The organism is Haloarcula mannanilytica (assembly GCF_005406125.1).
Taxonomy (GTDB): Archaea; Halobacteriota; Halobacteria; order Halobacteriales; family Haloarculaceae; genus Haloarcula; species Haloarcula mannanilytica.
Genome location: NZ_BIXZ01000004.1, coordinates 247,927 through 270,712, shown reverse-complemented (window position 1 = coordinate 270,712; position 22,786 = coordinate 247,927). Strand labels below are relative to the sequence as shown.

Here is a 22,786-nt window from a genome sequence, read left to right as displayed (position 1 = left end):
CAATGAGTGCATTCTCAGCAATCAACGACGACCGCGAGATCGAGCGCGATGAGTTCACACCCGGTATCGAACCGCAGGCGACCTGGTGTCCGGGCTGTGGCGACTTCGGCGTCCTCAAGGCGCTCAAGCAGGCCATGCCGGAGGTCGGCAAGAACCCCGACGAGGTCGCGCTGTTTACCGGTATCGGCTGTTCCGGCAAGCTCAACAGCTACTTCAACAGCTACGGCTTCCACACCATCCACGGCCGCTCGCTGCCCGTCGCCCGGGCCGCGAAGCTCGCCAACCCCAACCTCGAAGTCATCGCGGCTGGTGGGGACGGCGACGGCTACGGTATCGGTGGGAACCACACCATCCACACGGCCCGTGAGAACCACGATATGACGTACATCGTGTTCAACAACGAGATCTTCGGGCTGACCAAGGGCCAGACCTCGCCCACGTCCCCGAAGGGCCACAAGTCCAAGACACAGCCCCACGGGTCGGCGAAGTCGCCGATCCGGCCGCTGTCCCAGCAGCTCAACGCCGGTGCGACCTACATCGCTCGCACGGCAGCGGTCAACCCGAACCAGGCCAAGGAGATCATCGCCGAGGCCATCGAACACGACGGTTTCGCGCACATCGATTTCCTGACCCAGTGTCCCACCTGGAACAAGGACGCGAAACACTACGTCCCGTACACGGACGTTCAGCAGTCCGACGAGTTCGACTTCGATGTCTCGGACCGCGCGGAAGCCGCCGAGATGATGCGAAAGACCGAGGAGCGACTGTACGAAGGTGAAGTGCTGACCGGTCGGATGTACATCGAAGACGAGCGTCCCTCCTACGGCGAGGAGAAGCGCCAGATCGGCGAGATGCCCGAGGAACCGCTCGCAGAGCGGTACTTCGACGAGGACGCCGAGTGGGAGCGGACCTACGACAACCTCCTCGAACACCACAAGTAAGCGTCGCGGGCGGACTTCCGATACCTACCGAACGTGGGTTTCTGGTTCGGAAGATATTTTTTCATGCACCGAAAAGAATAGTCCATGAGCGCCGAGTCCACGGAGCGTCGAATCCTGTCGGTCCTTGAAGAGGACGCACAGGCCTCCTACGCAGAAATCGCGGAACGAGCCGACGTATCGAAGCCGACAGTGCGGAAGTACATCCAGAAACTCGAAGAGGAAGGCGTCATCGTCGGGTACTCCGCCGATGTCGACCCGAAGAAACTGGCGGGCCAGTCGATTGCACTGGTCGGCATCGACATCGCCAGCGATTGCTACGTCGAGGCTACGCGGAACCTCAAGGAGATCCCGGAGATGGAAGAACTGTACACCTCCAGTGGCGACCACATGCTGATGGCGGAGGTCCGAGCGATGGACGGGGACTCTCTAGCGGATGTGATCGAGGACAAGATTCTGGCCCTTGACGGCGTTACCGCCGCACATCCGTCGTTTCTCCAGGAACGGCTGAAGTGACGGGTTTTTAGACGCTCCAGCGCTGACTGCACGGTATGCTTTCTCGGCTGGTGCTCGGACTCGGGCCGACGGCCGCTGATCTTCTCAACGGGATTAGCGATGATCGCGGCGACCTGACGGTTGTGACACAGGACGAGCACCGCGCTGAAACGCTTCGGGCGGACGGTATCAACGTGCTTGAAGCCGACCAGTCCGATCCAGTTGTTCTCGCTGATCTCGATGTCCAGCCCGAGAGTGTCATCGTCGCCAGCGAGGACCCCGAACAGAACGCTGCGGCGGCGGCGGCCGCTCGTGACTGCTTCCCCGACGCGTTTCTCTTCGCCTACGCCGGTCGCGGCGCGACGGCCGACCAGCACGACCGACTCGACGGCGTGGCGGATCGCGTGCTCGATCCGCAAGCAGTCATCACCGATCACATCGCCAACTCTATCGGTGACGAGGGGACGCGGGCCAGACAGCTCAATCAGGTACTGCGGACGATTGACGACCACCTTGCCGTCGTCACCCACGACAACCCCGACCCGGACGCGATCGCCAGCGCTGTCGCCCTCGGCGCGCTCGCGGAACGGGCCGGCTGCGAGGTGACGGTCTGTTACTACGGGGAGATCTCTCACCAGGAGAACCGGGCGTTCGTGAACCTCCTCGAGTTCGACCTCCTGAACCTCGATGCCGATTCGCCGGACGAACTGGCGGCGTTCGACGGGTTCGCGCTCGTCGATCACTCGCGGGCCGGCGTCAACGACCAACTCCCGTCCGATACCCCTATCGACATCGTCATCGATCACCACCCGCCGCGTGTCCCGATCGAAGCCCGCTACGTCGACCTTCGGAGCAGTGTCGGAGCGACGAGTACGCTGCTCGTGGACTACCTCCAGCGGTTCGACATCGACATTCCGACGCCAATCGCGACGGGGCTGCTGTTTGGAATTCAGGTCGATACGAAGGATTTCCGGCGGGAGGTCGTCGCGGCGGACTTCGAGGCCGCCGCGCATCTCGTGACGAACGCCGATATGGCGACGCTCCAGCGGATCGAGGACCCGAGCGTCAGCCCGGAGACGCTGTCGGTCATCGGCCGCGCGATCACGAACCGCGAACAGGAGGGGTCGGTGCTCCTGACCTGCGTCGGCGAGATCGGCGACCGGGACGCGCTCGCGCAGGCGGCCGACAGGCTGCTCGACCTCGAAGGCGTCCAGGCGACGATGGTGTACGGCGTCATCGACGGGACGATTTACGCCTCCGCACGGGCGCGCGGAGCGGACATCGACCTGGGTGAGGCCCTGCGGGACGCCTTCGGACAGATCGGCTCCGCGGGCGGCCACGCCGACATGGCGGGCGCACAGATCGACCTGGGAGTGATGGATACCGTTGACGAGCGCGAGGAGTCACTGGAGGATATCGTCCGCTCTATCGTCTCGGACCGGTTTCTCGACGCTATCCAGTCACGGTCCCACCGGCTGCTCGGGCACGTCTACGCGCGCTCTGACTACGATGTAGCCGCGTTCACGGAACCGACGGCGCTCGGGCAAGACGGCGAGACCGACATCGTGACAGCTCGCGACGGGCCTGACGCGTCGGATACCGAAACCGAATGGGACTGGAACGGCACCGCAGCGGATGCGGTGGACGAGGCCACGACGGACGACGAGACGGATACAGTGGACGAGGCCACGACGGATACAGTGGACGGTGATGCGACGGATGCGGCGGACGACGAGACGGGCGACACAGAATCACTCGTCGAACCTGACGACGCCGACTCGTCGTAGGCGAGCCTTTTTTGCCGTCGGTCGAGAACGCTGGGCCGATGGAGGAATCGAGTCGACCGACGGTCGGAGACTACATGACGCGGGAGGTTGCCACCGTCGAACTCGACGACACCGTCGGAGAGGTCGCCCGACGCATCGCCGAGAACGACCACTTTAGCGGCTTTCCGGTGACTGACGGCCGCCGCGTCGAGGGATTCGTCAGCGCGCGCGACCTGCTGCTCGCGGAAGACCACGAGCCGATGTTCCGCGTGATGACCGACGATATTCTCGTGGCGCATCCGGACATGGCCGTCCAAGACGCCGCGCGCGTCATCTTGCGGTCGGGCATCCAGAAGCTCCCGGTCGTCGACGACGCCGGCCACCTGGTCGGCATCATCTCGAACGCCGATGTGATCCGCTCTCATATCGAGCGAGCGACCCCGGGGAAGGTGGACAAACTCAGCCGGACGCTTGAGAACATCCACGGGATCACGACACACGAGGATCGCCGAGAGGTGCAACTCGACGACCTGACACCGACACAGACGACGGTGTACGCCGACGAACTCGAAGGCCGGGTGTACGAACTCGAACGCGGGCTTGCGGAGCCGCTGGTCGTCATTGACAACGGCGGGGACCTCCTGCTGGCGGACGGCCACCACCGCGTGAAAGCCGCTGTACGGCTGGATGTCGACGAGATGGACGCCTACGTCATCGTCCTCGACGAGACGGTCGAACTCGGCATGGCCGAAACTGCCGCGGACTCCGACCTGGAGTCCATCGGCGACATCGAAGTCGTCGATTACGCGCATCACCCGCTCGTCCAGACGACGGAGCGACTGCAGGACTGATCCCGCGTCTACCTGCTTCTGGGAACGCGAAACCTGGTCGCCCGAACCTTCTTGCTAAATGATGACAAACACGAAGGCATGTTCGACGAGTCGGACCTCCAGCGCATCCGCGAGCGGAAAGACGAGTGGGAATCGGAGACGCTCGACCCCGTACTGGACGCTTACGGCGAACGCAAGGACCGCTTCGCGACCGTGTCGAATCTGGATGTAGACAGGCTCTACACCCTGCTCGATGTCGACGATATCGACTACGAGGACGACATCGGCTTCCCCGGCGAGGAGCCGTTCACCCGCGGCGTCTACCCGACGATGTACCGCGGTCGGCCCTGGACCATGCGGCAGTTCGCGGGCTTTGGCACTGCCGATGAGACCAACGAGCGGTTCCACTATCTCATCGATGAGGGCCAGACTGGGCTATCGACTGCCTTCGACATGCCGACGCTGATGGGCATCGACTCCGACGACGTGATGGCCGACGGCGAGGTAGGCAAGGAGGGTGTCGCCGTCGACACGCTCGCGGACATGGAGCGACTCTTCGACGGCATCGACCTCGCTGAGGTGTCGACCTCCTTCACGATCAACCCCAGTGCGCCGGTCATCTATGCGATGTATATCGCGCTGGCCGACCAGCAGGGCGTCCCCCGTGCGGAGATCCGCGGGACGCTCCAGAACGACATGTTCAAGGAGTTCATCGCACAGAAGGAGTGGGTCATTCCGCCGGAGCCGTCGCTGAAGCTCGTCACCGACACGATTGAGTTCGCCAGTCAGGAAACCCCGAAGTTCAAGCCCATCTCAGTGTCGGGGTATCATATTCGTGAGGCTGGCTCGACCGCCGTGCAGGAACTCGCTTTTACGCTGGCGGACGGCTTCGCCTACGTCGAGGACTGCTTGGACCGAGGTCTCGATATCGACGAGTTCGCCCCGCAGCTCTCCTTTTTTTTCAACTCTCACAACTCCATTTTCGAGGAAATCGCGAAATTCCGCGCGGCCCGGCGCATCTACGCCCGCGTGATGGACGACTGGTACGGCGCCGAGGCCAAGGAGAGCAAACAGTTGAAGTTCCACACCCAGACCGCCGGGCAGTCACTGACAGCCCAGCAGCCGCTGAACAACATCGTCCGCGTGACGATTCAGGCCCTCGCCGGCGTCTTCGGCGGAACCCAGAGTCTCCACACCAACAGCTTCGACGAGGCGCTGGCGCTCCCGTCCGAGCAAGCGGTGCGGGTCGCCCTCCGGACCCAGCAGATAATCGCAGAGGAGTCGGGAGCCGCCGACATCGTCGACCCGATGGGCGGCAGTTTCGCCGTCGAGTCGCTAACAGACGATATCGAGGAGCAGGCGATGGCCTACATCACACATATCAGGGACGAACTCGGCGATGGATCGGTCCGCGACGGCGTCATCCGGGGGATTCAGGACGGCTACTTCCAGCGCGAGATTCAGGACGCCGCTTACGAGTACCAGGAGCGCGTCGAGAACGATGAGGAAGTTGTCGTCGGCGTCAACAAGTACACCGTCGAAGAGGACACCGAACCCGAGATTCTGACCGTCGACGAGGACGTGCAGGAGCGCCAGCGGGACAGGCTCGCAACGGTCAAGGCGGACCGGGACGAGGCGGCCGTGGAAGCGGCGCTCGACGAGCTGCAGCAAGTGATCACAGACGGCGGGAACGTCATGCCGGTCATCGTTGATGCGGTGAAAGCCTACGCGACGATGGGCGAGATCATGGCCGTCTTCGAAGCCGAGTACGGCAGCTATCAGGAAACGGCGACCGTGGCCTAGTTCGGTGTCGTCTCGTCGACCCGCTCGGAGACGTACATCACGAGGCCGAGCAACAGGCCGAGACCAACTCCAACTGTTATGAATCCGTACACTGCGACGCCAAACGGCGTCGGCGGGAGCGAAATGAATCCGAACAGCTCAGGCTGGAGGTTCTCCGGGCGGATGCTCCCCAGCACGAACCCCATGACGCCGGCGAGCACGACGATGCTGGCGTACAGCCGAACGACGATTTTCCGCCCGGACCGGCCGTCGACTTGGTCGCTCATGTGGGAGAGAGGGTCCCGAGACGATTAGCCTTTTTCACTTCCGCCCCCAAGGTATCGTATGTCCCAGAAGGAACTGCTGTTTCTCGTCCTGTCGGGGATCGCGCTCATGATGTTCGTGACAGCTATGGTGCTCGTCTCCGGCGCGAGCTGACGGGGCCGTCAACAGTCCGACTGCTGGGTCCCAGCAGAAACACGTACGCGTCGAAAAAACAGCGGCGTCGGCTAGTCTTCCTGTCCGCCGTCAGCGAGCAGGGATGGGTCTTTCTCCGGTTCCTCGGCTTCGAGTTGCTCGTCGAACCACTGGAACTCGCGGTCCAGCATGCCGTCCTGTTCGAGGTTCCACGGATCGCCGTCCTCGACTTTCGGCCCTTCAAGCCAGGACTGGACGATGTTCCAGACGAAGAACAGCTGGCCGATGAACAGGATGACCGCACCGACGGTTGCGAGCTGGTGGAACGTCGCCACCTGCGTCAGCGGCGCGATAGCGCCGTCGAACTGGTAGGTGGCGTAGCGTCGCGGCATGCCCAGATAGCCCAGTGCAAGCATCGCGAAGAACGTGATGTTGGTCCCGACCATCGAGAGCCAGAAGTGGGCCTTGCCGAGCGTGCGCTGGTACATCCGTCCGGTGAACACTGGGAACCAGTAGTAGATGCCGGCGAAGGCCGCAAAGCCGATAGCGCCCATCACGATGTAGTGGAAGTGACCCACGACGTAGTAGGTGTCGTGGAGGATCATGTCGACGGGAATCGAGGCGAGGAACACGCCCGTGACGCCGCCGATGATGAAGTTCGAGACGAAGCCGATACAGAACAGCATCGGCGTCGTCAGCCGGAGTCGGCCGTTCCACATCGTCGTGATCCAGTTGAACGTCTTGACTGCGCTCGGTATTGCGATTGCGAGTGAGACAGCCATGAACGACGCCCGAAGCCGCGGGTCCATGCCCGTCGAGAACATGTGGTGGGCCCAGACGCCGAAAGAGAGGACGCCGATAGCGAGCGTCGAGTAGACGACGAACTTGAAGCCGAACAGCTTTCGGCCGGAGAACTTCGGTAGGATGAGGCTGACAAGTCCCATCGGCGGCAGGACGAGGATGTACACCTCGGGGTGACCGAAGAACCAGAACAGGTGCTGCCACAGCAGCGGGCCGCCGCCCTCGACGGCGAAGAACGTCGTCTGAAGGTTCCGGTCGAGCAGCAGCATCACGATAGCGCTCCCGAGAAGCGGGAAGGCGAACAGAATCAGCGCGGACTGGGTGAGGATCGTCCACGAGAAGATGTCGAGGTTCGCCCAGTTGACATCGTTATCTCGTTCCGTGAAGATGGTCGCGATGAAGTTGACCGCTCCCATCGTCGCACCGATACCGGAGAGATGCAGCCCCAGCAACATGAGGTCGACGCCGGGGTTTTGCTGTTCGACCGACAGCGGCGTGTACATCGTCCAGGCCGTGCGGGCCGGCTCGATCATATTCTCGGTCACCGGCGCGAGGAAGAAGCCGGCCCAGATGAGCAACGCGGCGGGCGGAAGGATCCAGAACGCGATGGCGTTGATACGCGGGAACGCCATGTCATCGGCCCCGATGAGCAGCGGGATGAAGTAGTTCGCGAACGCCGCGATGATCGGCGTCCCGAACAGGAACAACATCGTGATGCCGTGGCTCGTCAGGATGGAGTTGTAGGCGTTGTTGCCCAAGATTGCGCCACCTGGGACGACGAGCTGGATGCGGATGAGCATCGCCATGATGCCACCGACGGCCAAGGCGATGACTGCGTACACACCGTACAACAGGCCGATGTCCTTGTGGTCGACGGTGGTTAGCCAGCGAATGATACCTGCGGGCTTTTCCCGGTTGATGACCGCCCCTTCGTCCCTCGTGACGGCCCCGCCACCCGCCAGCGGCGTGTACGACCGCCAGTTCTCGACACGGGTGAGAAGCGCGGCGACGCCGACGAGGAGGACGGCCATCAGCCCCGTCAGCACAAGATCTCCTGCTACCATAGTCGTCTCTGAGGACTGGGACATTATCAAAGGGTCGATTCCCGCATCAGCGACGACGAAACGCGGCTCCCATCCGAGACTGATCCGCCGAGAAAGAAGGCCCGCTACGCACCGTCACTCGACAGCGAACGCGGTCGGTTTCCGGAGCTGTCCGTTCAGTCTTCGTGGCCGAGTTCGCCGCTCTCTCGCTCGGCGTCCTCAACGGCCTTCCCCGCGTAGTAGGTCAGGACAGCGAGCAACAGGAACATCGATATCATCAGTGCGAACTGCAGCCCGGAGAAGACGGGATCCGTCCCGAACGCCGGGAAGGCGGCGAAGGCGACGATGAAGAAAAAGAGAATCCCGAGCGGGATGACGTTCACGGTGAGGTCGAGCAGGGTGTCTTTTTCGAACCCGAACAGTGCCATGAATAGCCGTTAGAACAGGCCAGTAAATAGAGTGTTGGTTTCGCTCAAACGGGCCGGTGCCCGTCTTAGGCCGCAGTCTGTTCCATTATCGAGGCGACACCGCCCATCGCGATCATCACGACGCCAGCCACGGCGACGGCCACCAGCCGCGTGAGCAGCGGCCCAGTTCCGACGTTCGACAGCGCGATGTCGGCGGCTGGGACCTGCCAGACAGTAAACGCAGCGGCGACAACGATGAGAACCGCGCCGACGCCCAACAGGGTCGGCCACGGCCGCTCGACGTAGCCGGACTCGGTCAGGATGCCGGCGATACTGCCGCCGAACAGAATCAGCCCGAAGACGGCCACCGGAAAGAGGCCGACGAACACGCCGATCTCTGACAGTGCTAGTCCCAGTGCGACGAACACCGGCCACGGACTCGCGGTCGGATACTGGTCGCTCAGTCCCGGCTCCTCTACCATACCAGTACTTGCGACCGCTGTGTCATATGTCCATCGGACCAGTGGTGCTACGGCCAGACAATTACCCCGAACGCCAGGTGGAACACGCCGATTGCAGTAAAACCGGCCGCGACGAGCCAATCGCCGGGCCGTGAACCCATGTGTCGCTGCGTCGCCGCCCTGAGAAACCACCAGACTGCAATCCACACGAGCAAATACGGCGCGAACCACGCTCCGAGCCACTGGCTGACGAGGAGGTCGAGCACGCCGATGGTCACCAACACGTAGCTCACGGCGTGATTCATTATCTGGGCGATTCCGCGCACGTCCGATCGTTTCGTCTGGTAGGAGACCACTAGGAGCCTGAGCGGACGCAGCGGTTCCCCGTCGGTCGGTATCGCGCCGTCGAAATCCAGCAGCCAAGGCATAGCGAAGTGGACGAGGCCCAGCACGACGGTAAACACGCCACAGACACCGAATCCGACGACGCGAGCGATATCGACCACTATTGAGGTATTCGACTGCCCTTCTCCGGGGGTGATAAAAAGCGCTCCGTCGGCCCCTGGCCCTATCGTAAACACGACTGATGCTGTGGGCACAAACTATTTGTCTGCCATCCGGCTTGGTGGGAGTAATGAGTACACGCACGGTCGAACGGGTCGACGGCTGGGAGTCGGTTCCGTTCGATGGCGGGTTCGCGGGCCTGCAGCAACTCGCCGGACAGGAGTTCTCCGGCGCGGTCATCGCGGGTCCGACGCGCCTGTTCATGTTGAACGGGACCGTCGTCGGCGTCCTCGACGGCACTATCGACGATTTCGAGGACGCATCGGGAACAGCGAAACGGTCGCCACACGAGGCCTTGCCCCTGCTTGCAGTGATGCAGGAGCGGGCCGACGAGGTCAAGGCGCAGTACTACACCGAGGACACAGCCCTCGAAGAAGTCGACAGGACGCTGTCGAGCGGCAACTTCACTGGCTTTATCGAACTCTCCGAGAACGTCCTTTCGGGCGATTACTACACTGTCTATCACCAGGGCCGCTCGATGAGCGTCGCCTGGGTCGGCAACTCCGATAAGCTACTCACCGACGACGAGGCGTTCGACACGGCAAACGACGAGGTCGGCATCTACGAGGTTATGCCGGTCGACATCGAGCCTATCGACATCCCGGAGCCACCGGAAGACGACACGGACGAGGCGTCGGGGGACCCGGTGGCCGCCGCCGATCCGCTTGATGCCGGTGATGACCTAAACGCCGCCGACGAACCGGACGATGCTGACGCGGTGGACACACCGCCGACAAGCGGGACAGAGCCGGACGGAGCGACACAGGCCGGCGACGCCGCCAGCGACGAACCGGCGGCGACACCGTCGAGCGCTGTCAGGGACACGGACGCCGAGCAGAGCCAGCCTGCGGCGGAGTCGACGCCGGATCGAAGTCCCGCAACCGGGGGGCCGCCAGGGTCGAAAGCTGCCGGTGCGACCTCCGGTCGGTCCCGCCGCAGTTCCGAGCCGAGTACGGACGAGCAGCCGGAAGCGGACGACACACCGGATACGGACGACACACCGGACACAGGACCGACCCCGGAGACCGACACCGAAACAGCCCCGGAATCTGACCGTAGTGCCCCCGATCAGCAGCCCACTGACCGCGACACCGCGGCAGCGGCCGAGTCAAGGAGCCCGGCGACAGACCCGTCTCAGACACAGGACACCCAGCAGGCCAGTGCCCGGAGTTCGCCGGCACAGAGCGACCGGCCGACCTCGACCGAGCGCAGTGGGGAATCGACCGATACGAACCCCAGCCGGAGTGCCGAGCCACAGCCGGCCCAGTCGCAGTCCGGGACGGCAGCGGCGGCTTCGACGCCGGACGCCGGGTCGAGCGGGGCCGAGGCGGACCTGGAAACGCGCTCGATCCCGTCACTGGATCCGAACAAGTCCGGGGGTGCCCAGGAGGGCGCGACCACGAGCGTCTCACCGACACAGACCCCGCCGACAGGGGGGCCACAGGCGTCGACACCGCGACGCGATCAGCCGGCACAGGAGGATCCCGCCCCGTCGGCCGAGTCCGATGTGCAGGACTCGTCCCCGACCCAGGAGAGCCATAGTACGACTGGGCAGGACGCACCGCCAGCCGACGCGTCGGCGGGCCAGTCGGGGACAGCGGACCAGTCCCAGCCGCCGGCCGACGGAGCGCCGTCGCCGGCCGAACGGGAACGCGTCGCCGAGCTAGAGTCGGAACTGGAACAGCGGGCCGAGACGGTGTCGGAACTCGAAGCCGACATCGCGGATCTAGAGGCCACGAACCAGGAGCTTCGGGACGAACGCGACCGGCTGGAGTCGGAGTTGGCCGACGCACGCGCCGAAATCAGCCGGCTGGAGGAGCAACTCGACGAGCAGGACGACACCGGCACAAGCGGTGTGCGGCTCAGCGTCAGCGAGGCGATAAACGGGACGAACCTCTTTGTCAGGTACGACTCGAAGGGGAAAGCGACGCTGGAAGACGCCAAAGACGGCGAGGCAAGCCGCGAGGAAGTCGAGGCGAATCTCAGATTGGAGTATCACACACAGTTCGAAGCGGAGGGTGCCACAGTCGGCGGGACGCCGTTTCAGGAGTTCCTCGAAGACAGCATCCAGTACCGCTTTGTCAACTGGCTCATCAGGAACCTCCTCTATGAGATCCGGGACACCGGCCACGCAGGGGCGATGAAGGACCTGTACGAGGGACTCTCGGCCATCGACCGCGCCGAACTGAACGGCAACGTGACCGTGACCTACACGGAGGACGGCCAGGAAAACCGCTCGCAGGAACGGTTCGACGTGGTCGTCCGTGACCGGATGGGGAACCCGCTGGTCGTCGCCAACATCAACGACTCGCGCGAACCGGCCTCCGAAGGCCAGATGTCTGACCTCATCAAGAACGCCGAACGAGTGGGTAACGCCTCCGACTCCCTTGCGTCGGCGTTTCTCGTCACGAGCAGCTTCTTCGAGCCGGGAGCGCTCGAAACGGCCGAAGAAGCCACCTCTAGCGGACTGTTCAACCGCGATAAGCGGAAGAGCTTCGTGAACCTCTCTCGCAAGGAGGGCTTTCACCTCTGTCTGTTAGAAGCGAGAAACCAGGAGTTCCACCTGGCGGTCCCGGAACTCTAAGAGAGAATCTTAGCCTTCGATTTCGGCCGCGTCTTCGATCTTCATACCTTCGAGCTTGTCGATGATCTCGTCGACCTTCTCGTCTAAGTCGTCGACGAACTCACCGGTCTGTTCGGTCGTGATGGCACCCTGGCTGGAGGGCTCGATGAGGTTCTCCTCTTCGAGAACGCGCAGGGAGTACCGCACTTTGTGGTGCGGGTAGCCGGTCTCGTTGGACATCTTCACGATACCGATAGGCTCGTTCTCGATAACCATGCGAAGCACTTGCAAGTGGCGCTCCAGCATGTCAACTTCCTTCTCAAGCCTGTCTATCATGGCAATTGTTAACTTGTGTTTGTGGTATTTAAAGGTTCTCCCTCGGACAACCGCTATAACGTTGATACGTTCGAAGAGGGGTGTCTTAAAACCGTCGTAACGATTCACATGGGTACTGCTCACGAGCGTGATATCCGGACCGTAATCTGTTTATCACGGTGGCTGGAAGGTCCGTGCGATGACCGTAACCATCGTCGGCTCACAGCTCGGCGACGAAGGAAAGGGCGGCATCGTCGACCTGTACGGCGACGACGTGGATGTCGTCGCGCGCTATCAGGGCGGCGACAACGCCGGCCACACCGTCGTCCACGAGGGCGAGGAGTACAAGCTCTCGTTGGTTCCGAGCGGAGCCATCCGCGGCAAGGTCGGCGTCCTCGGCAACGGGTGCGTCGTCAATCCGCGAACGCTGTTCGACGAGATAGACACGCTTCAGGACCGCGGCCTCGACCCGGACGTTCGCATCGCCGAACGAGCACACGTCATTCTCCCGTTCCACCGCGTACTCGACGGTATCGAGGAGAAGGTAAAGAGCGAGACGGACCAGGAGGTCGGCACGACGGGTCGCGGTATCGGCCCCACCTACGAGGACAAGGCTGGCCGGCGCGGCGTTCGCGTCGGCGACCTGCTCGACCCGGACGTGCTTCGGGAGCGCCTCGAATACGTCGTCCCGCAGAAGCGGGCTGTCGTCGAGGACGTGTACGGCCTTGACATCGACGAACTTGAGGACCCTGATGTCCTCGACGTAGACGCCATTTTCGAGGAATTCCGCGAATTCGGCCGCCGCTTCGAGGCCGAAGATATGACCGTCAACGCCGGGGCCTTCCTCAGCGCCACCATCGACGAGGGTCAGAACGTCATGCTGGAGGGCGCACAGGGGACGATAATCGACATCGACCACGGGAACTACCCCTACGTCACCTCCTCGAACCCGACGGCCGGCGGCGCGGCGACCGGGACCGGACTCAGCCCCGGCGTCGTCGGTGACGGCGAAGTCATCGGTATCGTGAAGGCGTATCTCACCCGTGTGGGGAGCGGCCCGCTGCCGACCGAACTCGGCGGCGTCGTCGGCGACACGCCCGACTACGACGAGCAGGGCGAAGGCGAGAACGAGGAGCTGGCGAACTACATCCGCGAGGAGGGCGGCGAGTACGGCACTGTCACCGGCCGGCCGCGCCGGGTCGGCTGGCTCGACTTGCCGATGCTACGCCACTCGACGCGCGTGTCCGGCTTTACCGGCATCGCCATCAACCACCTCGACGTGCTCGCCGGCCTCGACGAAGTCAAGGTCGGCCACACGTACACGCTCGACGGCGAGGAACTGGCGTCGATGCCCGCGACCACCGAGCAGTGGGCGCGCTGTGAGGCGAACTTCAAAACCTTCGACGGCTGGCCCGAGGTCGACTGGCAGGCCGCCGCTAGCGAGGGGTATGACGCCCTTCCGGAAAACGCCAAGACCTACGTCGAGTACATCGAATCCGAACTCGATACGCCGGCCTACGCCATCGGCGTCGGTCCCGGCCGCGGCGAGACCATCGTCCGCGAACAGCCGTTCTAACGGGTTTCTCTCTCGGATTCGGCGCTCGAACGCTCCGACAGCAGTACCCAGCGACGGCACTCCGTCACTGGGAGAGCGGCAGACTTTTGCGACCGCCGGTCCTGGCCGGACGTATGAAAGAGGACCTGATGGAAATTATTTGCTGCCCTCTGGACAAACACGACCTCGACCTCGAAGTGACAGAGCGCGACGACGGCGAGATCCTGTCGGGCGAACTTGTCTGTACCGAGTGTGGCGAGACGTTCCCTATCGAAGAAGGCATTCCGAACCTGCTCCCGCCGGACATGCGCGACGAGGCCCCGGCCTGAACCTTTTTTTCCTCGCCCCGCGGAGTCACTGCCGTGCCTGACTCCCTGCCCGTGCACCTCAATCGGACGGACATCCACAGCCTGGAGGTTCCAAAAGAGTTCGACGCGACAGGGAGCTTCGACGTGCAGTTACACAACCACGGCGAGGCGCTGCACGTCCATCTCCATCTCGACGACTCGCTGTCGTCGATTGCGTCCCTCGACGCCCCGAACCACTACGTGCAGGCCGACACCGAGCGCCCGGTCAGGGTGACCATCGACGGCGACGGCCCGGTCCGTGGCAAACTCAAGGTTGTGACGGCCCACGGCGCTGAAACTCGGTACGTCGACGTGTTCATCCCCGAAGGCGGGACGGAAAACGAACCGGTCATCGTCGACGACGACCTGGCAAAACCGCAGCCGAAGCCGGCGACGAAGTCAGAACCCGGCCTCGAAGACCTGTCCGCGGGGCCGGTGCTGGCGGCCGGCGGCTTCACGGTCCTGATTGCGGGCCTCATCACGCTGGTACTCACCCAGAATATGCTGCTGACCGTCGGCGCGGTCCTCGCGGTCACAATCGTGCTGGGGCTCCTGTTCGTCGCCGTTCGCTCATCCTGAGACCAGTCGAGTCACTGCTCCGTCTCGACGCCGTCGAGGTTCCCCTCATCGTCGAACAGCTTCGCCCGCAGGAACCGTGTTCGGTACCGGTTGGCCCCCTCGTAGATGTCCGCCTCGCGGATGTCCTCGGTCTCACCGTCGGCGACGGCATCGATGATGTCCTCGATCTGCTCTTTCTCGCTTGGCGTCAGTTCGAACTCGTAGGTCTGGGACTCCTCGCCTTCGAGTTTCGTCCACTTGCGTGCGCCAGCGATCACGAGCGAGCAGGGTTCGCGGCAGGGGAACTCGCCGGACCCGCCGTCAACATCAAGCTCCGTCTCCTCGTCGTACTGCCACTCCCGGCGCTTGAGACACTGGGAGTCGTCACAGCAGGCCTCGGCGACCCAGTTGACGTGCTCGTAGCCGTCGCCGCGGTCCCAGGTCCTGACGACGCCGTAAATCCCCGTCTGGCGGTCGACGGTGTCCCGCCAGTGGTTCACGTCGAGTTCGCCCTCGCGCTCGCGGTGCCAGTTCGCAATGGTCGCCGGGTAGAACGTGTCGACCGCCGTGACAAACTCACTCGCCGTTAGCTCGGGGAACGTCCAGCCGGTCCGGAGCGACGGCGCGGTCTTGAGCGGACGGTAGTCCCCGTCGTCGTCGTGTTTCGCGATCTCGCGCGCATCGAGTGGGTCGTCGTGTTCGTCGAGAACACTCGTGCCGACATCGGCGTCGGCGCGGTGGCGGACGCTGTAGGTCCGCTCCCCGTCGGCGAGCGTGACGGACAGATGCAGTTCCCCCCAGGTCGCGGAGATGCCATCCGCGAGGGCGTCGTAGCGCTCGGCCACGTCCCGCTGCTGTGCGCCTTCGAGCCAGCGGAGGAACGCCCAGCGGTCCGCCTTCTGGGGCGCAATAGCGTGCCAGAAATACCAGTTGCGGACGTACGGCGACTCAGTCGCTACCGTCCGGAGCGTCTCCTCGTCGATACCACTGTGGTCCACGTCCGGCGTCTGGAACGTGTAGCCGTCGGTCTCGTGGGCCACGTGGAGGTCGTCGAAGGCGATGCCGTCCGGGGCAGTTGCCACCAGCGCGTCCACGTACTCGCCGTCCATACCGGCAAACGGGACTCAGTCGGCAAAAGTCGGCTGGTTCCGGCCAGCCAGTGGCGGAACCCCGTTATTTTGACCCCACGGCAGCAGTCGGTGAGCCGTCAATCCCCGGTCGCGGGCGTTGCGCCACCGGTCTCCTCGCGCACCTGCTCGATAGCACTGCGTACGTCTGCCCCTGCGTCAGCGGCCCGCTCCAGCACCACGTCGGCCATCAGCGGCTCCGTGCCGACCGCGCCGGCGTACCAGATGTCGTGGCCCTCGACGGTGGTCGGCACGTCGTAGCCCGTCCGGTAGTCGTCGGTCAGCCCCATGTCCTCGGGGATGTCCTCCTGGGTGTGGAAGCCGTCGGCGATGAACAGCGGCACGACGACGATGTCATCGCTCTCGAAGTAGTCGGCCACGTCGTCGACCTCGGGGTCCTCATCCATGAACAGCGCCTGCACCTCGTCGAAGCGGCCTCGCTCCCGGATGCGGTCGGCGTGGTACTGGATGGCCTTCGCGGAGTTCTCGTTGCGCTCCGTGCCGTGGCCGACGACTGCGAGGCCGAACCCCTCGCCGACATCGGGATCGCCAGTGACTGACTCGGCCCGCTGGACGATGACATCGCTCATCGAGTCGTGGGTCCCGACCGGGCCGCAGTAATGGACCGTCTGGTCAGTGTCCTCGGCGGTCAGCGTCGCGTTGGTCGCGCTCGTCCCGTCGGAGTCCCACAGCTCGGGGTCCCAGTCCTCCAGCCGGAACTCCCGGGGAATGACCTGCTCGGTGAAGTACCCTTCCGAAATAAACAGCGGGACCAGATACACCTCGTCGGCGTCGACGGTCCGTAGCGCCTCCCGGAACGACGGTTCCTCCTTCCAGAAGGATTCACGGACCTCGGCGAATGCGCCAGTCGCTCGAATCGTGTCCGCGTGGTCGTAGGTAGGCGTACTCGACTCGGCGTTCAGGTGGGAGCCGTGAGCCGCGATAACGAGGGCTTCGTCCATACCACTCGATTGGGGCGAGCCGTCCTTAGGGCCTTCGTTGGCTGGTCCGGATGGCCGGCTGGCTAACCGGTTTCGAACTCGGAAAGCGAGTGGTTTCCGACCGATGCCATTCGGTTACAGCCCGAACAGGAGGACGTAAAACAGCAGTGCGGCCGCCGCCAGCAGTGCTGCATGTCCCAGCGCGCCGGCAGCGACGACGACGCCGGCGACGACTCGTTCCGCCGTTTCCAGGGGCTGTCCGAACGCCTGCCGCTCTCGTTGTGCAATCGCCATTGTTCTTCCCTCATGTAGAGAGTGGGCATCCAGCAGGACAATCCCCCCTGACTGTTCTCACTCGCTGGGACCAAGCCCCCAATATTGTGTCCCCGCTCTTCCTCTATCCGATGGAACCGCTTTTGCCCGCGCCGTCCGTGGTCGACGCCAATGTCACTCGCAGCCGCGACCAGGGAGGCCGTCCGCGAGCGCCCGTTCCTCTACGACGCGCTCCGAGCCGGCGTCGTGAACTACACCGCCGCCGCGCGCACGCTTGACGTTGCCGGCGAGGAGGAAGCCATTGCGACCGCGCTCCGTCGGTTCGCCGAGGAACTGGACGACGGCCCGGCCCACGAGAGCGACGCCCACGTGTCGATGGAGAGCGGCCTGGGTCGGATCGAATCGGGCGACGATGAGACGGATACCGTCCTCGCAGTCGGCGACGCCGCCTTCGCCGAGGGCGCTGGTTCGCTGACGGGTATCGTCGCCACCGGCGACCTCTACCCGGAAGCGCTGGCCGAGGTGTTGGGGCGCCTGCGAGCAACCGATGTCCCGGTCGAGGCCGCCGGCGTCACTGACGACGCGCTGGTCGTGGTGGTGGGCCGCCGCGCGGGACCGGACGCGCTTCGGGTGGTCGAAGCGACAGTACAGCGGTGAATCGCCTTCCGACGGCTTAAAGCGGGCGGCACCAGTGGTCCCCGATAATGACGCTTCGTGTGACGAACACGTTGACCGGCGAGAAAGAGCCCTTCGAGCCGCGCGACCCCGACTCCGTGTTGCTGTATTACTGCGGGCTGACGACCTCCGACCCGCCCCATCTCGGGCACGCACGCGGGTGGGTCCACGTCGACGTGATGGCCCGCTGGCTCGACCACTTGGGCTATGAAGTCCACCACGTCGAGAACTTCACCGATGTCAACGAGAAAATCGTCGCCCGCGTCGGCGAGGACGGCGACAGCGAGGAGAGTGTGGCCCGCCACTACGTCCAGCAGGTCATCGAGGACATGCGGTCGCTCAACCTCGGCCGCGCGGAGGTGTACCCCCGCGTCTCCGAGCACGTTCCCGAGATCATCGACCTCGTCGAGCGACTGATCGAGCAGGGCCACGCCTACGAGCGAAACGGCTCCGTCTACTTCGACGTGACCAGTTTCGAGGACTACGGCAAGCTCTCGAACCAGTCCGTCGACGACATCGAATCCCAGGGCGAGGACACCGAAGGGGAGAAGCGCCACCCGGCCGACTTCGCGCTCTGGAAGGCCGGCGGCGTCGACCCCGAAGACATCGCCGAACACCAGCACCCAGAGGCCGCTCCCGCTGAGGAAGCCTGCCAGACTGCCCAGACCTGGGACTCGCCGTGGGGCGAGGGACGACCCGGCTGGCACATCGAGTGCTCGGCGATGTCGATGACCCACCTCGACGAGTCTATCGACATCCACGTCGGCGGGCAGGACCTCGTCTTCCCCCACCACGAGAACGAGGTGGCCCAGAGCGAGGCCGCGACCGGAAAGCAGTTCGCGAAGTACTGGCTCCACGTCCGACTGCTGGAAACAGAAGAGGAGAAGATGTCCTCCTCGCTTGGCAACTACTTCACCGTCGGTGACGCCGTCGATGAGTTCGGCCCCGACGTGCTCCGAACCTTCCTGCTGTCGACGGCCTACACCTCGCGGGCGACCTACAGCAACGAGACCATCGCCGAGGCCGAGGAGCGCTGGGACCGTCTCTCTCGGGGCTACGAGCGCGCGGTCGAGGCCTGCGACGACGTGGACGCCTACGCGAAGGTGACCGACGAGTCACTGCGCGGGGCCGTCGACGACGCCCGCACTGCGTTCGAGGCGGCGATGAACGACGACTTCAACACGCGGGAAGCGATGACCGCGCTGCTTGACCTGACGGCCGCAGTGAACTCCCATCTCGACGCCCACGAGCAACGGGACTACCAGGGGCTCCGCCGCGCTGTCGAGACCTTCGAGCAATTCGGCGGCGACATCCTGGGGCTTGCGTTCGGCGACGACGACAGCGGCGAGGTGTCGCTGGCTGGTGACGTGGTCGACCTGGTCCTGGATATCCGCGAGCAGGAACGGGACGCGGGCAACTACGAGCGGGCCGACGAACTCCGGGACGAACTCGAAGCGCTCGGCGTCGAGGTGCAGGACACCGACGACGGGCCGGCATACCGGCTCTGAAAGCGTTGAGCGACCGGCTCTGAACGGGTATCGACTGTGTTTTTGTAGATCAGACGACACCTTGAACGGCCAAGTAGTTTATATACTGGACACAGTGTAGGGACAACAATGCAAAAGGGAATCCTCACGCTTCTCGTCGGACTCCTCGTCGTCTCGTCGGGCTGTGTCGGCCTGATAACCGGGGAGACGGTCGAGTTCGACTCGACACCGGCGTCAGTCAGCGACAGTGCGCTCGAAGAGACCGGCTACGAGCAGGCGATAGCTGACGAACAGACCATCGAGCGGACGGTCACTGTCGCCGGTCAGGAGCGGACGATCCGCGTCACGAACCACATCCGGCAGTACGAGCGCGGTATCGACCTCGGACCGGTCGGTGAGGTCAACGCCGGGCGGTTCATCGTCTTCTCGACGCCCAGCGCAACCGTTGCGGGACAGTCGCTGAACCCGGCCGCGAGCTGGTCCAACGAACGCCTCGTCGAGGAAGTCGCCAGCCGGAACGACCAGATCAACGATGTCCAGTTCGAACGCAACCGGTCGGTGGATGCGCTCGGCGAGTCCCGTGAGGTGGCCGTGTTCTCCGGGACGACGACTATCGAGGGCCAGGACGTGGATGTCCTGCTCCATCTCACGAGCTTCGAACACGAGGGCGACGTGATCGTCGCCGTCGCCGTCTACCCGGAGCGCCTCGACGACCGGGAGGGTGACAGGGTCGAGACGCTGCTGGGCGGCCTCTCGCATTCTGGCAACTGACCCCGGGGATACTGTTTTCTTTTGGGCCGGTGATGACGGACGCATGAATCGGTTGTTCGTCGCGGGCGTGGCGCTCACGCTCGTTGGCATTGCCGGCTACGTCGTCGGGACGAGCGTCGCCTACCCGGGCCGGTCTGCAGCAGTGATTGCGGTCATGGTCGGTCTGACGGTGGCCGCCGTCGGCCACTCCACATCGGCTGGGGACGAGACATGATTTCCGCGGTGGTGTACTCCGAGGAACACGCCGTTGAGTACGAGGACCTGGCGGCCGCCCGACGGGCCGTGGGGACGACGTGGGTCCACGTCACTGACGCGACAACCGACGAAATAACGGCTGTCAGCTCCGCCTTCGACCTCCACTCGCTGGCTATCGAAGACATCCAGAACGACGTGCGAGCGAACGTTCAGGAGTTCAACGGCTACACGTTCGTCCTCGTCAAGTCCGCGTCCCTCACGCCCGGGGAGACGACATTCGACAAGGAGGTGAAAACGACACCGCTGGGTCTGTTTATCGGCCCCGACTGGGTCGTCACGCTGTCGACCGGTTCCGTCCCGGCCGTCCAGCGCGTGATGGATGCCGTGGGTCGCGGCGACGAGCGACTCCTTCACCGCGGGCCGGATTTCACCGCCTATCGGGTCATCGATGTCATCGTCGACGCGTACTTCGACCTGCTGGACGAGATCGAGACCGACATCGAGCAAATAGAGGAGGAAGTGACAGCATCCACCGATATCGAGACGCTCGAACGGATCAACGACGTTCGGCGCGACCTCCTCTCGTTTCGCAAGCAGGTCTGGCCCGCGCGGGAAGCGATTGGCGTGCTCGCCCGTGGCGACCCCACACAAATCCAGCCACAGACGGAGAAGTACTTCCGGGACGTGTACGATCACCTGGTTCAGATCGTCGACCTGACCGAGACCTACCGCGACTTGGTGGCGGGCGCGCGTGACATCTACCTGAACACGGTGTCCCAATCCACCAACGAGGTGATGAAGGTGCTCACCGTCGTTGCGACGATCTTCATCCCGCTGACGTTCGTCGTCGGCGTGTACGGGATGAACTTCACCGACAGCCCGTACAACATGCCCGAATTGGGCTGGGCGTACGGCTATCCGGCGGTGATGATCGGAATGGCGATCGTCGTCGCCGTCCTGCTCGTTCACTTCCGCCAGCGGGGCTACCTATAACGCCAGCGGGACGAGCAACACCCCCATCAGGGTCGCCCGCCGAGCGTCGAACTTCGGCGGGAGGTGGCCCACTGCGGTCGCGGCCCCGAACGCACCGACACCGACCAGGCCGGCAAAGAGCGCGGAGAGACAGACGAGTACTGCGATCACCGACAGCGAGAGGTATGCCGGGTCCAGTTGGCCGACGATCCGGAGGTAGCGGTCGCCAAGCGTCGGGACGAGTATCGCCCCGGCGACGGCAGCGATGGCGACCGCAGCAAGCAGCGCCGGGAGCACCAGGGGAACGTCGGCCCGGTCGAGCGCCACGAGGACGCCGGTACGTGGCGTGCCCAGCGAGATGAGCGCAAACAGCGCAAAGACTGCCGTCGCCGTGTTGACGCCGCTCGTTGTGACGATGAACGCCCGCGGTCCCTGGTCGGCGACCAGCCCCAGTGCCAGCGTCGCTGCGATGGCGCTTGAGATACCCGGGATGTAGCCGACGGCGCCCCCACAGAGCGTGCCGATGCCGGCGAGAACGCCGACGGTCCGCGGCGGCGTGGTTACCGCTGGGTCGGCCTGCGGGGGGACGCCGTTGCCTGCGATGGCGGCCAGCAGCACCGGCGCGCCGAACAGTCCCGAAAACAGCGGGACCAGTACGTCCGTCACAGGCAGCGCTCCGGTTACCGACGCGTCGAGCAGGGCGATTCCGAGCAGCCCGCTGGCTGCCAGCGAACACGCCGCGCCGAACTGCTTTCGGCGGCTCTGTTCCGTGACCACGAGCAGGATGGCCACGCCACCAAGCAGCACCGACAGCCACGGCCGGAGGAGCGGATAGGCACGTTCCATCACCAGCGTCAGCGGAATCGCGAGCGGGACGGCAAACACCACGGCCAGCCCGCTCCCCAGCGCTGACAGACGAAGCGCCTCCCGGCCCCGTCCCTCGATAACTAGCTGGTGGCTCGGCAGCGCGCTGGCCGCCATCGCGGGGTCCGGAACGCCAAGTGCCAGCGCCGGAATCACGTCCAGAAAGGTGTGTGTCACGCCGGCCGAAAGCATTGCCACGCCCACGTAGAGCCGCGGCCCGGGCAGGCTACTCGCGGCAGCGGCGAGCAGCAACGCAAACGTGTTGGCGTGCAGCCCCGGTACGAGCCCGCTGAGCGTTCCGAGGCCGACTCCCGCCCCGACTGCAGCGAGTAGCGCGAGCGTCGCTGTCGGGTCGACGGCGGGAGCCATGGCCTGCATACCGGGTCGTGGTCCCGTTCCCGTACTTGAACCTCCGCGTCGCTCGGCCTAGCTATTCTTCGACAGCGTGGTGCGGCCCGACCGGACCGTGTTCGGGACAAGTCCCGGCGATTGGAGTGGCGTTGAGACAGCCGTGGCGGCTGTCGGTCGCGACCAGTCCCGTCGAGAGCTCACTCCCGCAGAGGCGACAGCGCAGGATCGACTCGGCCATACGCGCCCTACTGTCTACAGCCTCCTGAACCTGGCGAGCTTTTTGGTGTG

The 22,786-nt window shown here is 64.3% G+C and carries 25 protein-coding genes; 14 read left to right on the top strand and 11 right to left on the bottom strand.

Annotated elements, in window-relative coordinates:
* The first annotated feature begins 2 nt into the window (after nucleotides 1-2).
* The 5 genes from Harman_RS13515 to Harman_RS13495 all read left to right on the top strand — a co-directional run bounded on the left by Harman_RS13515 (nucleotide 3) and on the right by Harman_RS13495 (nucleotide 5,832).
* Complete coding sequence (locus tag Harman_RS13515) at nucleotides 3-941, top strand: thiamine pyrophosphate-dependent enzyme (RefSeq protein ID WP_137684313.1); 939 nt, start codon at nucleotides 3-5, stop codon at nucleotides 939-941.
* 84 nt (nucleotides 942-1,025) lie between these two features.
* The gene (lrpA1, locus tag Harman_RS13510; protein WP_004591923.1) at nucleotides 1,026-1,454 is read left to right on the top strand and encodes an HTH-type transcriptional regulator LrpA1; all 429 of its coding nucleotides are present in this window, start codon (nucleotides 1,026-1,028) and stop codon (nucleotides 1,452-1,454) included.
* Nucleotides 1,455-1,489: 35 nt separating this feature from the next.
* The gene (locus tag Harman_RS13505) at nucleotides 1,490-3,220 is read left to right on the top strand and encodes a DHH family phosphoesterase (RefSeq protein WP_137684312.1); all 1,731 of its coding nucleotides are present in this window, start codon (nucleotides 1,490-1,492) and stop codon (nucleotides 3,218-3,220) included.
* Between the two features lie 38 nt (nucleotides 3,221-3,258).
* Nucleotides 3,259-4,050 (top strand): CBS pair associated ParBc domain-containing protein, encoded by a 792-nt coding sequence (locus Harman_RS13500; RefSeq protein ID WP_137684311.1) that lies wholly within the window; start codon nucleotides 3,259-3,261, stop codon nucleotides 4,048-4,050.
* A gap of 78 nt (nucleotides 4,051-4,128) precedes the next feature.
* Nucleotides 4,129-5,832 carry a methylmalonyl-CoA mutase family protein gene (locus Harman_RS13495; RefSeq protein ID WP_137684310.1) on the top strand — a complete coding sequence of 568 codons (1,704 nt, stop codon included), beginning with the start codon at nucleotides 4,129-4,131 and terminating at the stop codon, nucleotides 5,830-5,832.
* Here Harman_RS13495 and Harman_RS13490 read toward each other — a convergent pair.
* The 5 genes from Harman_RS13490 to Harman_RS13470 form a co-directional block, all read right to left on the bottom strand.
* Nucleotides 5,829-6,098 (bottom strand): DUF7520 family protein, encoded by a 270-nt coding sequence (locus tag Harman_RS13490; RefSeq protein WP_137684309.1) that lies wholly within the window; start codon nucleotides 6,096-6,098, stop codon nucleotides 5,829-5,831. The two genes, Harman_RS13495 and Harman_RS13490, sit on opposite strands and share 4 nt — an antisense overlap.
* A 222-nt stretch (nucleotides 6,099-6,320) precedes the next feature.
* Nucleotides 6,321-8,093, bottom strand: coding sequence for a cytochrome c oxidase subunit I (gene ctaD, locus Harman_RS13485; protein ID WP_137684308.1), 1,773 nt, complete (start codon nucleotides 8,091-8,093; stop codon nucleotides 6,321-6,323).
* 155 nt (nucleotides 8,094-8,248) lie between these two features.
* The gene (locus Harman_RS13480) at nucleotides 8,249-8,500 is read right to left on the bottom strand and encodes a DUF6684 family protein (RefSeq protein WP_137684307.1); all 252 of its coding nucleotides are present in this window, start codon (nucleotides 8,498-8,500) and stop codon (nucleotides 8,249-8,251) included.
* A 65-nt stretch (nucleotides 8,501-8,565) separates the two neighbouring features.
* Nucleotides 8,566-8,961 carry a DUF7541 family protein gene (locus Harman_RS13475; protein WP_137684306.1) on the bottom strand — a complete coding sequence of 132 codons (396 nt, stop codon included), beginning with the start codon at nucleotides 8,959-8,961 and terminating at the stop codon, nucleotides 8,566-8,568.
* 47 nt (nucleotides 8,962-9,008) lie between these two features.
* Nucleotides 9,009-9,446, bottom strand: a complete 438-nt coding sequence (locus tag Harman_RS13470; RefSeq protein WP_235007213.1) for a hypothetical protein — start codon at nucleotides 9,444-9,446, stop codon at nucleotides 9,009-9,011.
* 128 nt (nucleotides 9,447-9,574) lie between these two features.
* On the opposite strand from Harman_RS13470, the gene Harman_RS13465 reads away from it, so the two are divergent.
* Nucleotides 9,575-12,088 (top strand): DUF7527 domain-containing protein, encoded by a 2,514-nt coding sequence (locus Harman_RS13465; RefSeq protein ID WP_137684305.1) that lies wholly within the window; start codon nucleotides 9,575-9,577, stop codon nucleotides 12,086-12,088.
* A 9-nt stretch (nucleotides 12,089-12,097) separates the two neighbouring features.
* On the opposite strand, the gene Harman_RS13460 is transcribed toward Harman_RS13465, so the two are convergent.
* Complete coding sequence (locus Harman_RS13460; RefSeq protein ID WP_004516266.1) at nucleotides 12,098-12,403, bottom strand: hypothetical protein; 306 nt, start codon at nucleotides 12,401-12,403, stop codon at nucleotides 12,098-12,100.
* A 178-nt stretch (nucleotides 12,404-12,581) separates the two neighbouring features.
* On the opposite strand from Harman_RS13460, the gene Harman_RS13455 reads away from it, so the two are divergent.
* The 3 genes from Harman_RS13455 to Harman_RS13445 all read left to right on the top strand — a co-directional run bounded on the left by Harman_RS13455 (nucleotide 12,582) and on the right by Harman_RS13445 (nucleotide 14,863).
* Entirely contained in the window at nucleotides 12,582-13,958 is a 1,377-nt protein-coding gene (locus Harman_RS13455) for an adenylosuccinate synthase (RefSeq protein ID WP_137684304.1), read from the top strand.
* A gap of 113 nt (nucleotides 13,959-14,071) precedes the next feature.
* On the top strand, nucleotides 14,072-14,266 hold the full coding sequence (locus tag Harman_RS13450) for a methytransferase partner Trm112 (protein WP_137684303.1): 195 nt from the start codon (nucleotides 14,072-14,074) through the stop codon (nucleotides 14,264-14,266).
* A gap of 33 nt (nucleotides 14,267-14,299) precedes the next feature.
* Nucleotides 14,300-14,863, top strand: a complete 564-nt coding sequence (locus Harman_RS13445; protein WP_235007212.1) for a DUF7524 family protein — start codon at nucleotides 14,300-14,302, stop codon at nucleotides 14,861-14,863.
* 11 nt (nucleotides 14,864-14,874) lie between these two features.
* Here the strand turns inward: Harman_RS13445 and Harman_RS13440 are convergent, their stop codons facing one another.
* From Harman_RS13440 to Harman_RS21580, 3 genes are all read right to left on the bottom strand, one after another.
* Nucleotides 14,875-15,951, bottom strand: a complete 1,077-nt coding sequence (locus Harman_RS13440) for a DR2241 family protein (protein WP_137684302.1) — start codon at nucleotides 15,949-15,951, stop codon at nucleotides 14,875-14,877.
* A gap of 98 nt (nucleotides 15,952-16,049) precedes the next feature.
* On the bottom strand, nucleotides 16,050-16,931 hold the full coding sequence (locus Harman_RS13435) for a CbiX/SirB N-terminal domain-containing protein (RefSeq protein WP_137684301.1): 882 nt from the start codon (nucleotides 16,929-16,931) through the stop codon (nucleotides 16,050-16,052).
* 114 nt (nucleotides 16,932-17,045) lie between these two features.
* On the bottom strand, nucleotides 17,046-17,204 hold the full coding sequence (locus Harman_RS21580; protein ID WP_200830900.1) for a hypothetical protein: 159 nt from the start codon (nucleotides 17,202-17,204) through the stop codon (nucleotides 17,046-17,048).
* 150 nt (nucleotides 17,205-17,354) lie between these two features.
* On the opposite strand from Harman_RS21580, the gene Harman_RS13430 reads away from it, so the two are divergent.
* From Harman_RS13430 to corA, 5 genes are all read left to right on the top strand, one after another.
* Complete coding sequence (locus Harman_RS13430) at nucleotides 17,355-17,840, top strand: DUF7523 family protein (RefSeq protein ID WP_137684300.1); 486 nt, start codon at nucleotides 17,355-17,357, stop codon at nucleotides 17,838-17,840.
* A gap of 47 nt (nucleotides 17,841-17,887) precedes the next feature.
* A complete protein-coding gene (gene cysS, locus Harman_RS13425; RefSeq protein WP_137684299.1) occupies nucleotides 17,888-19,366 on the top strand; it encodes a cysteine--tRNA ligase in 1,479 nt (492 codons plus the stop codon).
* A gap of 108 nt (nucleotides 19,367-19,474) precedes the next feature.
* Nucleotides 19,475-20,116, top strand: a complete 642-nt coding sequence (locus Harman_RS13420) for a DUF6517 family protein (protein WP_137684298.1) — start codon at nucleotides 19,475-19,477, stop codon at nucleotides 20,114-20,116.
* A gap of 43 nt (nucleotides 20,117-20,159) precedes the next feature.
* Nucleotides 20,160-20,330, top strand: coding sequence for a hypothetical protein (locus Harman_RS21575; RefSeq protein ID WP_200830899.1), 171 nt, complete (start codon nucleotides 20,160-20,162; stop codon nucleotides 20,328-20,330).
* Nucleotides 20,327-21,304, top strand: coding sequence for a magnesium/cobalt transporter CorA (corA, locus tag Harman_RS13415; RefSeq protein WP_137684297.1), 978 nt, complete (start codon nucleotides 20,327-20,329; stop codon nucleotides 21,302-21,304). Before Harman_RS21575 ends, corA begins: the two co-directional genes overlap by 4 nt.
* Here the strand turns inward: corA and Harman_RS13410 are convergent.
* Together Harman_RS13410 and Harman_RS21570 are read right to left on the bottom strand one after the other, a co-directional pair.
* The gene (locus Harman_RS13410) at nucleotides 21,299-22,516 is read right to left on the bottom strand and encodes a tripartite tricarboxylate transporter permease (RefSeq protein ID WP_200830904.1); all 1,218 of its coding nucleotides are present in this window, start codon (nucleotides 22,514-22,516) and stop codon (nucleotides 21,299-21,301) included. The two genes, corA and Harman_RS13410, sit on opposite strands and share 6 nt — an antisense overlap.
* 61 nt (nucleotides 22,517-22,577) lie before the next feature.
* Nucleotides 22,578-22,736, bottom strand: a complete 159-nt coding sequence (locus Harman_RS21570) for a hypothetical protein (protein ID WP_200830898.1) — start codon at nucleotides 22,734-22,736, stop codon at nucleotides 22,578-22,580.
* Nucleotides 22,737-22,786: the final 50 nt, after the last annotated feature.

Bases quoted from the DNA above. Each gene is read 5' to 3' on its own strand.
- Harman_RS13515 (WP_137684313.1), top strand. From the start codon at position 3: ATGAGTGCATTCTCAGCAATCAACGACGACCGCGAGATCGAGCGCGAT.
- lrpA1 (WP_004591923.1), top strand. From the start codon at position 1,026: ATGAGCGCCGAGTCCACGGAGCGTCGAATCCTGTCGGTCCTTGAAGAG.
- Harman_RS13505 (WP_137684312.1), top strand. From the start codon at position 1,490: ATGCTTTCTCGGCTGGTGCTCGGACTCGGGCCGACGGCCGCTGATCTT.
- Harman_RS13500 (WP_137684311.1), top strand. From the start codon at position 3,259: ATGGAGGAATCGAGTCGACCGACGGTCGGAGACTACATGACGCGGGAG.
- Harman_RS13495 (WP_137684310.1), top strand. From the start codon at position 4,129: ATGTTCGACGAGTCGGACCTCCAGCGCATCCGCGAGCGGAAAGACGAG.
- Harman_RS13490 (WP_137684309.1), bottom strand. From the start codon at position 6,098: ATGAGCGACCAAGTCGACGGCCGGTCCGGGCGGAAAATCGTCGTTCGG.
- ctaD (WP_137684308.1), bottom strand. From the start codon at position 8,093: ATGGTAGCAGGAGATCTTGTGCTGACGGGGCTGATGGCCGTCCTCCTC.
- Harman_RS13480 (WP_137684307.1), bottom strand. From the start codon at position 8,500: ATGGCACTGTTCGGGTTCGAAAAAGACACCCTGCTCGACCTCACCGTG.
- Harman_RS13475 (WP_137684306.1), bottom strand. From the start codon at position 8,961: ATGGTAGAGGAGCCGGGACTGAGCGACCAGTATCCGACCGCGAGTCCG.
- Harman_RS13465 (WP_137684305.1), top strand. From the start codon at position 9,575: ATGAGTACACGCACGGTCGAACGGGTCGACGGCTGGGAGTCGGTTCCG.
- Harman_RS13460 (WP_004516266.1), bottom strand. From the start codon at position 12,403: ATGATAGACAGGCTTGAGAAGGAAGTTGACATGCTGGAGCGCCACTTG.
- Harman_RS13455 (WP_137684304.1), top strand. From the start codon at position 12,582: ATGACCGTAACCATCGTCGGCTCACAGCTCGGCGACGAAGGAAAGGGC.
- Harman_RS13450 (WP_137684303.1), top strand. From the start codon at position 14,072: ATGAAAGAGGACCTGATGGAAATTATTTGCTGCCCTCTGGACAAACAC.
- Harman_RS13440 (WP_137684302.1), bottom strand. From the start codon at position 15,951: ATGGACGGCGAGTACGTGGACGCGCTGGTGGCAACTGCCCCGGACGGC.
- Harman_RS13435 (WP_137684301.1), bottom strand. From the start codon at position 16,931: ATGGACGAAGCCCTCGTTATCGCGGCTCACGGCTCCCACCTGAACGCC.
- Harman_RS21580 (WP_200830900.1), bottom strand. From the start codon at position 17,204: ATGGCGATTGCACAACGAGAGCGGCAGGCGTTCGGACAGCCCCTGGAA.
- Harman_RS13430 (WP_137684300.1), top strand. From the start codon at position 17,355: ATGTCACTCGCAGCCGCGACCAGGGAGGCCGTCCGCGAGCGCCCGTTC.
- cysS (WP_137684299.1), top strand. From the start codon at position 17,888: ATGACGCTTCGTGTGACGAACACGTTGACCGGCGAGAAAGAGCCCTTC.
- Harman_RS13420 (WP_137684298.1), top strand. From the start codon at position 19,475: ATGCAAAAGGGAATCCTCACGCTTCTCGTCGGACTCCTCGTCGTCTCG.
- Harman_RS21575 (WP_200830899.1), top strand. From the start codon at position 20,160: ATGAATCGGTTGTTCGTCGCGGGCGTGGCGCTCACGCTCGTTGGCATT.
- corA (WP_137684297.1), top strand. From the start codon at position 20,327: ATGATTTCCGCGGTGGTGTACTCCGAGGAACACGCCGTTGAGTACGAG.
- Harman_RS13410 (WP_200830904.1), bottom strand. From the start codon at position 22,516: ATGGCTCCCGCCGTCGACCCGACAGCGACGCTCGCGCTACTCGCTGCA.
- Harman_RS21570 (WP_200830898.1), bottom strand. From the start codon at position 22,736: ATGGCCGAGTCGATCCTGCGCTGTCGCCTCTGCGGGAGTGAGCTCTCG.